Consider the following 11,774-nt stretch of genomic DNA (forward strand, 5'->3'; position numbering starts at 1 on the left):
ACGCCGGGTGGTGGTCCCGCGGGACCACCACCCGGCGTTCGTCGTGCCGGGGGTGCTAGACGCCCGGCGCGGTGAGGGCCAGCACGGCGACGACGGTCGCGGCGGACCAGCACAGGAAGACGTCGAAGCCGCGGCTGCGGATCGCCAGCCCCGCGGGCCCGCCCGGCGCGACGGCCCGCCAGGTGCCGGCCACCGCCAGGGTGCCGGCGATCGTCAGGGAGCCCACGCGGGCACCGACGAGCAGCCCGAGCAGGACGGCCAGCAGGATCCCGGCGAGCACCACCAGGATCGCCGGCACCGGGCTGCGCGCGTCACGATGCTGCCGAGGACCGGCGTCGAGGGCGTGCCAGGGCGGCCGCGCGGGGTGCGGGGTGTCGGGAACCACGGCCTCGAGACTACCTGGCCGACCAGGCACAAGCGTCGCCCTCGACGCGAGGACGCCGTCGCAGCCCGGATAGGTTGGTCGGGTGCCATCCACCCACGACTCCCCCGCCGCGGCCTCCCGGCCACCGCGCTCCGTCGTCGTCGTCGGAGCCGGTCTGGCCGGCGCCCAGACGGCCACGGCCCTGCGCACCCACGGCTTCGACGGGCGCCTGACCGTTCTCGGGGAGGAGGGGCTGCCGCCGTACGACCGGCCGCCGCTGTCGAAGGAGCTGCTGTCCCGCACCGACCCGCTGTGGCTGCGCGACGACCTCGGGGTCGACCTCGACGAGCTCACCGACGAGGTGCGGCTCGCCGACCCGGCCACCGCCGTCGGGCCGGGCCCGACGGTCACCACGCGGTCGGGCGAGACCCTCGCCCCCGACGCCGTCGTGCTGGCCTGCGGGTCCCGGCCCGTGCTGCCGCCCGGTTGGGAGGCCGACGTGCTGCACACCGCCGCCGACGCCGACCGGCTCCGCCGCGACCTGCGCCCCGGCTGCCGGCTGGTGATCGTCGGCGCGGGCTGGATCGGCGCGGAGATCGCCGGGGTGGCCGCCGGCGCCGGCGTGGACGTCACGGTCGTCGAGGCGGACGAGGCGCCGCTGGCGCGCCAGCTCGGCAGGGAGGTCGGCGACCACCTGGCGCCGTGGTACGCCGCGGCGGGCGTCCGCCTGCGCGTCGGGTCGCGGGCCGCCGCCGTCCGCCGTGACGGCGTCACCCTCGCCTCCGGCGAGGAGGTCCCCGCCGACGTCGTGCTCGTCGCGGTCGGCGCGCGCCCCGCGACGGTCTGGCTGCGCGAGACCTTCCCCGAGACGGTCTTCGACCCGACCGGCGGGCTGCTCGTCGACGCCGGGGGTGCGGTGCCGGGCGTCGACGGCGTGTGGGCCGTGGGCGACGTGGCCTCGCGCCCGCACCCGGAGCTGGGTGTGGTCCCCGGCGGTCACTGGTCGGCCGCGTTGCACGACCCGGACGCCACGGCCCGGGCGATGCTGGGGCTGCCCGTCGAGCCGCCGCACGCGCCCTACGTGTTCTCCCGCCAGCTCGGGCACGACCTGGCGCTGTTCGGCCTGCCCGAGGGCGCGCCGGCGGCGTGGCGCGGCACCCCGGGCGACGGCCCCTGGGCGGCGTTCTGGACGGACCCGCACCCGGAGGCCGGTGCGTCGACGCACGACGCCGCCGTCCGGGCGGTGCTGCTGGTCGACTCCCCGAAGGAGGTCGGTGCGGTCCGCCGGGCGATGAACCGCCCCGGACCCCTGCGCCTCGACCTGGAGCGGGCCGCCGACCCGGCCGTCAAGCTGCGCACCGCCGTCGTGACCTGACCCCCGAGGCCCCCCTCACGACCCCCTGCGGCCGTCGTGCGTGCCGGAACGGTCCCTCATCAGCGGTGATGAGGGACCGTTCCAGCACGCTCGATGCGGCGAGGGGTCAGTGGGCGAAGTGCCGCGTCCCCGTCAGGTACATCGTGACGCCCGCGGCCTTCGCCGCCTCGACGACCTCCTCGTCCCGGATCGACCCACCGGGCTGGACGACGGCGCGCACGCCGGCGTCGAGCAGCACCTGCAGCCCGTCGGCGAACGGGAAGAAGGCGTCGCTCGCCGCGACGGCGCCGCGGGCGCGCTCGGCACCCTCGGCGAGGGAGTTGGCCCGCTCCACCGACAGCCGGCAGGAGTCCACCCGGTTGACCTGCCCCATGCCGATCCCGACGGCGGCACCGTCGGCGGCGAGCAGGATCGCGTTGGACTTCGCGGCACGCACGGCACGCCACGCGAAGGCGAGGTCGGCCAGCGTCGCCTCGTCGGCGGGCTCTCCGGCGGCCAGCGTCCAGGACGCCGGGTCGTCGCCGGCGGCCTGGAACCGGTCGACCGCCTGGACGAGCAGGCCGCCGGAGATCGGCCGCGTCTCGGCAGGTGCCTCCGGGGCGCCCTCGACCACGAGCAGGCGGATGTTCTTCTTGGCCTGCAGCACCTCGAGCGCCTCGGGCTCGAAGCCCGGCGCCACGACGACCTCGGTGAAGACCGGGGCGATCTGCTCGGCGGCGGCCTTCGTGACCGTCCGGTTGGCCGCGATGACGCCGCCGAACGCGGACACCGGGTCGGTGGCGTGGGCGCGGGCGTGCGCCTGGGCGATGTCGGCCCCGACGGCGATGCCGCAGGGGTTGGCGTGCTTGATGATCGCCACGGCCGGGTCGGCGTGGTCGTGGGCGGCCCGCCACGCGGCGTCGGCGTCGACGTAGTTGTTGTAGCTCATCGCCTTGCCGTGCAGCTGGGTGGCCTGGGCCAGACCCGTCGCACCGTCGGTGCGGGTGTACAGCGCGGCACCCTGGTGCGGGTTCTCGCCGTAGCGCAGCACGTCGGAGCGCTCGTAGGTCGCACCGACGACGTCGGGCATGCCGGACGTGGTCGCGGCCTCGTCGGGGGCGTAGGCGCTGGCGAACCAGGCCGAGACGGCGACGTCGTAGGTCGCGGTGTGCGCGAAGGCCGCGGCGGCGAGGCGCTTGCGCTCGGCGAACGTGAACCCGCCCGCCTGCGCGGCGGCGGTGACGTCGTCGTACCGGGCCGGGTCGACGACGACCGCGACGCTCGGGTGGTTCTTCGCGGCGGCGCGGACCATCGAGGGGCCGCCGATGTCGATCTGCTCGACGACGGCGTCGGGAGCGGCCCCCGACGCGACGGTCTCGGCGAACGGGTAGAGGTTCACCACGACGAGGTCGAAGGGCTCGATCTCGAGGTCGCGGAGCTGGTCCATGTGGTCCTGCTTGCGGGTGTCGGCGAGGATGCCGGCGTGCACCCGCGGGTGCAGGGTCTTGACGCGACCCTCGAGGCACTCGGGGAACCCGGTGAGCTCCTCGACGCGGGTGACGGGCACTCCCGCGTCGGCGATCCGCGCCGCGGTCGAGCCGGTGGACACCAGCTCGACGCCGGCGCCGTGCAGAGCGGTGGCGAGCTCGGCGAGGCCGGTCTTGTCGTAGACGCTCAGCAGCGCCCGACGGATCGGGCGGCGGGCGTCGTCGGCGAGCTGGACGTCGGGGGTCGAGGGTGCGGGGTGGGCACCGGACATCATGGTCTCCTCGGGGTCGGACCTTCGCGGAAACCCTGGCACCCAGGCGGGCGGCGCGCACGGCGTGGTTCGCACCCGCACGGCGGACGGGCGGGCCGAGTCGGCCGCTCCCCGGTGGTGGCTCCACCCTCGCCAGTCACGACCGGGGCCGATCCTACCGGCGGGTCCTCGCCCGCGGCCACCAGCCCGGTGCGGGACCGGGACTCAGCGCGGCGCGGGGACGACGTCGACGCCCAGCAGCCGCCAGGCGCGCACGGCGTAGGCGTCGCGTTCGCGGGCGGGCCGCCGGGTCAGCGCCGAGGCGACCATCTCGATGCCCAGCAGCACGTCCTCCACGGTCGTGCCGGCCCGGAGCTGGCCGCGGGCCACCGCGTCGTCCAGACGCCCCCGGACCACCTCCCCGATCCGGGCGGTCAGGTCCAGGAGCCGGGGGTCGGGCCGAGCCTCGGGGTCGGCGGCCGCCAGGTCGATGCTGACCACCGAGTCGATCGCGTGCCGCGTGATCACCCCCAGCAGGTCCAGCAGCGAGACGTCCGGGTCCTGGGCCAGCTCCTCGACGGTCGTCACCTGCTCCTCGAACAGGGCCAGCACCAGGGCGAGCCTGTCCGGGAAGTGGCGGTACAGGCTGCCCTGCCCGACACCGGCGCGGCGCGCCACCGAGTTCAGCGGTGCGTCGGCACCGTGCTCGGCGAAGATCTCGCGGGCCGCGGCCAGCAGCGCCGCCCGGTTGCGTGCCGCGGCCCGAGGCCCGGGGTTGGACCGCCGACCGTTGCTGCTCACCGACGTGCTCACGGGTGCTACTTTAGACACAGCGAACCGGACACGATTGTCCGGTCAGGACCGGGAGTGATCACCATGGCCGACCTCACGCTCCAGCACACCGTGCGCGAGTGGCTCGCCGACCCCGAGGGCAACGCCGCCCTCACCGAGATGCTGGCCGCCCAGGGACAGACCACCAAGGCCCTGGCCCCCGTGAAGCGCATGAGCTTCGAGAAGCTCATCAAGGTCTCCCGCGGCAAGTTCTCCCGCGAGGCCGCCGATCAGCTCGTCGAGCAGGTCCGCGCCGCCAAGGCGGCCGGCGGCACGACCGCACCGGCGACCTCCCCCGGATCCGGCGCCGCGACCGGGGACACCCGTGCCGAGACCCCGGAGCCCGCGGAGTTCGTCGAGGAGATCACCCCCGGACGCTTCACCGGTCAGACGGTCGTCGTCACCGGCGCGGCGTCCGGCATCGGCCGGGCCACCGCCTCCCGCGTCGCCCGCGAGGGAGGCCGCGTGGTCGCGGTCGACATGACGGCCGCGGGTCTGGAGGAGCTGCGGGCGGAGCTCGGAGGCTCCGGCCGGCTTCCGGACGGTGCCGAGATCGTCCCCGTGACCGCCGACATCACCGACGACGCCGGGGTCGCCCGGATCCTGGAGGCCGCCGGGGGAAGCGTCCACGGCCTGGCGAACGTCGCCGGCATCATGGACCGGTTCGCCGCCGTGCACACCGTGGACGACGCCACCTGGGACCGGGTCTTCGCCGTCAACGTCACGGGCACGATGAAGCTGATGCGCGCCGTCGTCCCGGGGATGCTCGCCGCCGCCGAGGGGCGGATCGTCAACGTCTCCTCCGAGGCCGGCCTGCGCGGGTCGGCGTCCGGGGCCGCGTACACGGCCTCCAAGCACGCGGTCGTCGGCCTGACCAAGAACGCCGCCTTCATGTACACCGGCACGGGCGTGCGGGTGAACGCGGTGGCGCCCGGCGGGGTCGCCACCGGCATGAGCCCGCAGGACGTGGACGAGTTCGGCATGGGGCGGGTCCAGTCCGCGATGGGGCTCATGGCCGACATCGCGGTGCCGGAACAGCTCGCGGCCTCGATCTCGTTCCTGCTCTCCGCCGACTCGACCAACATCAACGGCCAGGTCCTGGCCTCGGACGGCGGCTGGTCCGCCGCCTGACCGCCTCCCCGCCCCGTTGTGGGCATGAGATCTGCAGCTCCCCGAGGTCGCAGAGCTGCAGATCTCATGCCCACAGCGAAGAGCGGGCGCGGGATGCGTTGCGGGGAGTGGATCAGGGCTCGATCGCGTCGTCGGCCCAGCTCGCGGGCAGCCCGATCCGACGCACGGGCCGGGCGCACCACACGCCCACCACCGCGACGCCGAGCACCCCGGCGAGGACGACGAGCGTCGCCGGCAACCCGGCCGAGGCCAGCAGCCCCGCACCGACCAGGGGCGCCGACGGCAGCGCGACGACCCCGGACAGCTCCAGGACCGAGGAGAGCCGGCCCTGCATCTGCGGCGGGGTGATCGCGGCGACGTACCCGGCCAGGCCGGCGTTCGCCGCCGGCACCCCGAGCACGCCGAGGCCGAGCGCCACGACGAGGACCACGAAGTCCTGGGTCGCGGCCATGACGACGGCGGACACGGCCACCATCGCCAGCGCGAGCGGCGTGACCACGCCCACACGCACCCTCGCGACCACGGCCGGCGCGAGGAGCGCACCGACCAGCATCGACGCCCCGGCGGTGCCGGACAGCAGGCCGATCTGCGCGGCCGGCGTGCCGGCGGCGGTCAGGTCGAGCGTGATCGCCACCAGCAGCGCGTTGATGGCCACGTTGATGACGGCGAACAGCCCCAGGCAGATCCGGAACAGCGGGACCGACCACACGTACCGCAGCCCCTCGCGCAACGCGGCGAGGGGTCGGGTGCCTCGCGCCTCGGCGAGGTCGGCGTGCAGCGGCTCCCGCACCAGCCAGGTGCAGATCGCCGTCATCAGGTGCCCGAGGGCCCCGGCGACCAGGGGCACGGCGTGCGCGATGCCGTAGAGCAGCCCGCCGATCGGGCCGGCGGCGAGGCCGGCCGCCGCGTCCCTGCCCTGGGCCGCGGCATAGGCGGTCGCGAGCTGGTCCTGCGGCACGACGGAGCGGAAGGCACCGGCCACCGCCGGGTCGACGAAGGACCCGGCGACGGAGGAGACGAGCAGCAGCGCCATCAGGTGCCACGCCCCGAGCGCCCCGGCCAGCACCGCGACGGCGCCGCTCGCCCACGCCAGGGCCGCCACCATCGCCGCCACGACGACGAGGCGACGGCGGTCCACCCGGTCCGCGACGACGCCCGCGGGCAGGGTGGCCAGCAGGGCTCCGGCGTGCCCGACGGCGGAGATCACCCCTGCCTGCCAGACGGAGCCGGTCACGGCGTAGGCCAGCAGCGGCACGGCGAACGCCGCCATGCCCGCCCCGAAGGCCTGGGCCGTGAGGCCGGACATCACGAGCAGGTAGGAGCGGTTGCGCAGCAGGCTGCGCGGCGGGTGTCCCGAGGTCGGGTCGGCGAGGACGGTCACCTGCGCAACAGTACGTGCGCACCCTTTGTTGCGCAATAGGCCTTGCGCAATAGTCGTTGATAAACTCCGTGGCATGGAGGACACGTTCCTGGTGCAGACCCCGGAGGCGCTGAAGGCGATCGCCCACCCGCTGCGTCAGCGCATCCTCATGGACCTCGTCGTGGCGGGGCACGCCCGGGCGGCCGACCTCGCGCGGTCCGTCGACGCCCCGGCCAACTCGGTCAGCTTCCACCTGCGCACGCTCGCGAAGGCCGGGATGGTCGTGGAGGCGCCGGAACTGGCGCGCGACGGGCGCGACCGCGTCTGGCGGCCCGTCGCCGAGAACTTCCGGGTCGAGCCGGGGACCGCCGGCACCGCCACGGAGATCCTGCGACCCGCGCTGGCCTGGGTCGAGCGGCTCTTCACGACGGCGAACGACGGCGGGCCTGCCGACGAGGGCACCAAGCGCCGTGCGCTCGTGATCAACAACGTGTCGCTGACCCCTGACGAGGCCCGTGCGTTCCGGGACGAGCTCGTCGCGTTCCACGAGAAGTGGGCCGACCGCGCGTTCTCCCGAGCACGGCAGGACCCGGACGCCCCCCGCGACGCCTACCAGGTCCTCCTGGCGCTTGGTCCTCGCGACGAGGGCTGATCAGCCGATGGCGGCGCGGCGGCCCTCGACGCGCAGCCCCTCCCGGGCCACGCGTCCGACCGTCTCCACGAGCAGCGACCGCTCGGCGACCTTGATCCGCTCGTGCAGCGCCGACTCCTCGTCGTCGTCCAGGACGGGCACGGCCGCCTGGGCGATGATCGGCCCGGTGTCCACGCCGTCATCGACCACGTGCACCGTGCAGCCGGTCATCTTCACGCCGTAGGCGAGCGCGTCGCGCACGCCGTGCGCTCCGGGGAACGCCGGCAGCAGCGCCGGGTGCGTGTTGACGACCCGGCCCGGGAAGCGGGCCAGGAAGTCCGGGGAGAGGATCCGCATGAAACCGGCCAGCACGACCCAGTCGGGGCGGAAGACCTCCACGGCCTCCGTGATCCCCTGGTCCCAGGCGGCGCGGTCGGCGAAGTCGGCCGGCGAGACCGCCACCGACGTCACCCCGGCGTCCCGGGCCAGGTCCAGGGCCCCGGCGTCGGGCCGGTCGGAGACGACCCCGACCACCCGGGCGCCGTACGCCTCGTCCTCGTGCGCGGCCAGCAGCGCCGCGAGGTTCGACCCACCGCCCGAGGCGAGCACGACGAGGCGCGCGCCGGACGTGGGGGGTACAGGATGGCCGGACGGTGTCTGCACGCGCCCACCCTACGTCCCCGGCGGGGTGTTCCCGTCGTCCGGCGCGGCCTGCGATCTCCGGGCGGCCAGCCACCGGCGCGCGACGGCCCCGAGCAGCACCAGCACCGCCCCGCCGCCGATCTCGGCCGCGACGACCCCGCCCGTCACCCAGGCGTCGGCGCCCACGACCGCGAACCGCTCCGCGCCGGCGGACCCGCCGGCGACCTGCTGGAGCACGACGGTCACCGCGCCGGCGGCGACGGCCACCCCGCCGGCGATCCAGGCCAGGTCGGGCACCCGGACGAGGCTCGGCTCGAGCCGGCGCCAGGCGAACCACCCCGCCGCCGCGCCGCAACCGACGACCAGCACCGGCGTCCACTGCGCGACCGGTGTCGACCAGGCCGGGCCCGGCAGCACACCGAGCAGCGGCAGCCCCGGCAGCGGGCCCGCCTCGGTCGCCGCCGCCGAGAAGGTGCTGTCCGCACCGACCGCGAACCCCGGGCCCGCGAGCCACGCCGTCGACCAGAGCACCAGGTTCGGGACCAGGGCCGCCTGGGTGAGCAGCAGCACGACGACGGCGAACCAGCTCCCGCCCAGACCCGCCGCGACCTCGGCGGCGGTCCCTCGCCCGAGGACGACCCAGACCGTCGTCAGCACCCCACCGAGCGCGGTCAGCAGGCCGAGCCCCACCAGTCCCGCCCGCAGCCCGAGCCGCGCCGTGTCCGGCAGGACGGGGTCCAGCCGCGGTGTCAGACCGGCGAGCAGCGGGCCGTCCGGCGCGGAGAACATGCCGAGGGCGAACCCGCCCCCGCCCAGCACGACACCGCCCAGGACGGCGGCGCCGACCTGGACCGCGACCTCACCGACCGCCGGCGACGGGGAGGCACCGGCCGCCAGCACGACCGTCGCCGCCACGAGGGCCAGCGTGTAGGTGATCGTGCCCCCGAGCCACGCGGCCAGCGTCGGCACGGCCGACCGCTTGGCGGTGACGTGCGTGACGAACAGCGCCAGGGCGGTCAGCCCGAGCGGCACGACGGTCACCGTCGCACCGGCCGCCGCGAGGGGCACCCCGTGCCCCAGCAGCCACAGGCCGGTCGCCGCCGTCCCGCCGGCCCCCAGGCCGCCGTCGGACCCGGACGCGCTCGGGGAGTCCAGCACCGCCGCCACCGCCAGCAGCGCGACGGCCGCGTAGGACAGCCCGGCGGCCTGCAGCGCAGCCCACACCCCCGAGGAGGCCAGGGTGAACCGGTCCCGGAAGGTGCGGGGCGGCTCCGGCTCGACGACGGGGGCGTTCCGGCGGCTGGCGGTGGTGCTCATCGGCCCATCGTCACCCGGGGCCGACGGGCGCAGGCCCCTGCCACGCCGAGGACGACGACGCCCGCCCGGCCCGGCAGGTGCGGGCGGGGCGGGCGTCGTCGGGCGCGCGGGACGCTCAGCGGCTCTGCAGCAGCTCGCGCATGAGACGGGCGGTCTCGGACGGCGTCTTGCCGACCTTGACGCCGACGGCCTCGAGGGCCTCCTTCTTCGCCTGGGCGGTGCCAGAGGAGCCGGAGACGATCGCGCCGGCGTGGCCCATCGTCTTGCCCTCCGGGGCGGTGAAGCCCGCGACGTAGCCCACGACCGGCTTCGTCACGTGCTCGGCGATGTAGGCCGCGGCCCGCTCCTCGGCGTCGCCGCCGATCTCGCCGATCATCACGATCGCCTCGGTGGCCGGGTCGTTCTCGAACGCCTCGAGCGCGTCGATGTGCGTCGTCCCGATGACCGGGTCGCCGCCGATGCCGATCGCGGTGGAGAAGCCCAGGTCACGCAGCTCGTACATCATCTGGTACGTCAGCGTGCCGGACTTCGAGACCAGACCGATCGGGCCGGAGCCGGTGATGGTGTGCGGGGTGATGCCGGCCAGCGACTCGCCCGGGGTGATGATGCCGGGGCAGTTCGGACCGATCATCCGGGTGTCCTTGCCGTCGAGGTAGGCGAAGACCTCGGCGGTGTCCTGGACGGGCACGCCCTCCGTGATGACCACGAGGAGGCCGATGCCGGCGTCGATGGCCTCCACGCAGGCGTCCTTGGTGAACGCCGGCGGCACGAAGACGACCGAGACGTCGGCGCCGGTCTCGGCCATGGCCTCCTTGACCGAGCCGAAGACCGGCAGCGTGACCGGGTTGCCCTCGTGGTCGGTGTGCTCGACCGTCTGGCCGGCCTTGCGGGCGTTGACGCCGCCGACGATGTTGGCGCCGGAGGAGAGCATCAGGGCGGTGTGCTTGGCACCCATGCCGCCGGTGATGCCCTGGACGATGATCTTGGAGTCGGAGTTCAGGTAGATCGACATGTCAGTGAATCTTCGCTTTCCGGCGTCTCAGGCGGTCGCGGCGGCCTTGGCTGCTGCCGTCTCAGCGCCGCCGTCCATGGTCTCGGCAAGGGTCACGAGGGGGTGGTTCGCCTCGGTGAGGATCGCGCGCCCCTTCTCGACGTTGTTGCCGTCGAGACGGACGACCAGCGGCTTGGACGCCTCGTCGCCGAGGATCTCCAGCGCGCCGACGATGCCCTTGGCGACCTCGTCGCAGGCGGTGATGCCGCCGAAGACGTTCACGAACACGGACTTGACCTGCTCGTCGTGCAGGATGACGTCGAGGCCGGCCGCCATGACCTGCGCGTTGGCGCCGCCGCCGATGTCGAGGAAGTTCGCGGGCTTGACGCCGCCGTGCGCCTCACCGGCGTAGGCGACGACGTCGAGGGTCGACATGACCAGACCCGCGCCGTTGCCGATGATGCCGACCTCGCCGTCGAGCTTGACGTAGTTGAGGTCGTGCTCCTTCGCCTTCGCCTCCAGGGGGTCCGTGGTGGCGGAGTCCTCGAGCTCGGCGTGGTCCGGGTGCCGGAAGTCGGCGTTGGCGTCGAGCGTGACCTTGCCGTCCAGGGCGATGATGTCGCCCTGCTCGGTCTTGACCAGCGGGTTCACCTCGACGAGGGTCGCGTCCTCCTCGGAGAACACGGTCCACAGCTGCTGGATCGCCGCGGCGACCTTGTCCTTGACGTCGGCGTCGAAGCCGGCGGCCTCGACGATCTCGGCCGCCTTGGCGGCGTCGATGCCCACGGCCGGGTCGACCGCGACACGGGCCAGCGCCTCGGGCCGCTCGACGGCGAGCTCCTCGATCTCCACGCCGCCCTCGACGGAGCACATGGCGAGGTAGTTCCGGTGGGCGCGGTCCAGGAGCACCGAGAAGTAGTACTCCTCGGCGATCTGCGCACCGGCGGCGATCATGACGCGGTGGACCGTGTGGCCCTTGATGTCCATGCCGAGGATCTCCTCGGCCTTCTGGGCGGCCTCCTCGGGGGAGTGCGCCAGCTTCACACCGCCGGCCTTGCCACGGCCGCCGATCTTGACCTGGGCCTTGACGACGACAGTGCCGCCGCCGAGCTTCTCTGCGCCCGCACGAGCCTCTTCCGGCGTCGTCGCGACGACGCCGCCGAGCACGGGCACGCCGTGCTTCTCGAAGATGTCGCGAGCCTGGTATTCGAACAGGTCCACCCTGCTGCGTCCTTCCATCGGTTGTGCCCCTGGGTCGGCAGAGGCCGGCCTGAGCGATGTCTCGACGTCAAGACATCTGCGCTCCAGAGTAGTGCGCCGCCGTCCGGCCACGGCACCCACAGCGCATTCTGCCCCCTCGACGTGATCGATTCCACAGGCCCCGGGGGACGCCCTCGCCCGCCGCGGCAGGCATC

11 protein-coding genes are annotated in these 11,774 nt (G+C 74.6%); 3 read left to right on the top strand and 8 right to left on the bottom strand.

Annotated features, from left to right (window positions below):
• Window positions 1-55: 55 nt before the first annotated feature.
• Window positions 56-385, bottom strand: a complete 330-nt coding sequence (locus HLI28_RS04505) for a DUF3017 domain-containing protein (RefSeq protein ID WP_171246324.1) — start codon at window positions 383-385, stop codon at window positions 56-58.
• Between the two features lie 82 nt (window positions 386-467).
• On the opposite strand from HLI28_RS04505, the gene HLI28_RS04510 reads away from it, so the two are divergent.
• Window positions 468-1,739 carry an FAD-dependent oxidoreductase gene (locus HLI28_RS04510; RefSeq protein WP_171246325.1) on the top strand — a complete coding sequence of 424 codons (1,272 nt, stop codon included), beginning with the start codon at window positions 468-470 and terminating at the stop codon, window positions 1,737-1,739.
• 106 nt (window positions 1,740-1,845) lie between these two features.
• Here HLI28_RS04510 and purH read toward each other — a convergent pair whose 3' ends face one another.
• Entirely contained in the window at window positions 1,846-3,477 is a 1,632-nt protein-coding gene (gene purH / locus HLI28_RS04515; protein WP_171246326.1) for a bifunctional phosphoribosylaminoimidazolecarboxamide formyltransferase/IMP cyclohydrolase, read from the bottom strand.
• A gap of 204 nt (window positions 3,478-3,681) precedes the next feature.
• Window positions 3,682-4,269, bottom strand: a complete 588-nt coding sequence (locus tag HLI28_RS04520) for a TetR family transcriptional regulator (protein ID WP_171246327.1) — start codon at window positions 4,267-4,269, stop codon at window positions 3,682-3,684.
• Between the two features lie 63 nt (window positions 4,270-4,332).
• Between HLI28_RS04520 and HLI28_RS04525 the strand changes: the two genes are divergently transcribed.
• Window positions 4,333-5,418, top strand: coding sequence for an SDR family NAD(P)-dependent oxidoreductase (locus HLI28_RS04525; RefSeq protein WP_171246432.1), 1,086 nt, complete (start codon window positions 4,333-4,335; stop codon window positions 5,416-5,418).
• A 112-nt stretch (window positions 5,419-5,530) separates the two neighbouring features.
• Here HLI28_RS04525 and HLI28_RS04530 read toward each other — a convergent pair whose 3' ends face one another.
• Complete coding sequence (locus HLI28_RS04530) at window positions 5,531-6,799, bottom strand: MFS transporter (RefSeq protein WP_171246328.1); 1,269 nt, start codon at window positions 6,797-6,799, stop codon at window positions 5,531-5,533.
• Window positions 6,800-6,872: 73 nt separating this feature from the next.
• On the opposite strand from HLI28_RS04530, the gene HLI28_RS04535 reads away from it, so the two are divergent.
• Entirely contained in the window at window positions 6,873-7,430 is a 558-nt protein-coding gene (locus tag HLI28_RS04535) for an ArsR/SmtB family transcription factor (RefSeq protein WP_171246329.1), read from the top strand.
• Here the strand turns inward: HLI28_RS04535 and purN are convergent, their stop codons facing one another.
• From purN to sucC, 4 genes are all read right to left on the bottom strand, one after another.
• Complete coding sequence (gene purN, locus HLI28_RS04540) at window positions 7,431-8,072, bottom strand: phosphoribosylglycinamide formyltransferase (protein ID WP_171246330.1); 642 nt, start codon at window positions 8,070-8,072, stop codon at window positions 7,431-7,433. It abuts the gene before it with no gap.
• Between the two features lie 9 nt (window positions 8,073-8,081).
• Window positions 8,082-9,368 (bottom strand): cell division protein PerM, encoded by a 1,287-nt coding sequence (locus HLI28_RS04545; RefSeq protein ID WP_216077375.1) that lies wholly within the window; start codon window positions 9,366-9,368, stop codon window positions 8,082-8,084.
• Window positions 9,369-9,483: 115 nt separating this feature from the next.
• Window positions 9,484-10,380, bottom strand: a complete 897-nt coding sequence (sucD, locus tag HLI28_RS04550; RefSeq protein WP_171246331.1) for a succinate--CoA ligase subunit alpha — start codon at window positions 10,378-10,380, stop codon at window positions 9,484-9,486.
• Window positions 10,381-10,407: 27 nt separating this feature from the next.
• Window positions 10,408-11,580, bottom strand: a complete 1,173-nt coding sequence (sucC, locus tag HLI28_RS04555) for an ADP-forming succinate--CoA ligase subunit beta (RefSeq protein ID WP_171246332.1) — start codon at window positions 11,578-11,580, stop codon at window positions 10,408-10,410.
• Window positions 11,581-11,774 lie beyond the last annotated feature (194 nt).

The sequence above is a fragment of the Isoptericola sediminis genome (genome assembly GCF_013085345.1).
Lineage (GTDB): Bacteria > Actinomycetota > Actinomycetes > Actinomycetales > Cellulomonadaceae > Isoptericola > Isoptericola sediminis.

Coding starts and splice junctions, on each gene's coding strand:
- purH (WP_171246326.1), bottom strand. CDS start 3,477: ATGTCCGGTGCCCACCCCGCACCCTCGACCCCCGACGTCCAGCTCGCC.
- HLI28_RS04525 (WP_171246432.1), top strand. CDS start 4,333: ATGGCCGACCTCACGCTCCAGCACACCGTGCGCGAGTGGCTCGCCGAC.
- HLI28_RS04535 (WP_171246329.1), top strand. CDS start 6,873: ATGGAGGACACGTTCCTGGTGCAGACCCCGGAGGCGCTGAAGGCGATC.
- HLI28_RS04545 (WP_216077375.1), bottom strand. CDS start 9,368: ATGAGCACCACCGCCAGCCGCCGGAACGCCCCCGTCGTCGAGCCGGAG.
- sucD (WP_171246331.1), bottom strand. CDS start 10,380: ATGTCGATCTACCTGAACTCCGACTCCAAGATCATCGTCCAGGGCATC.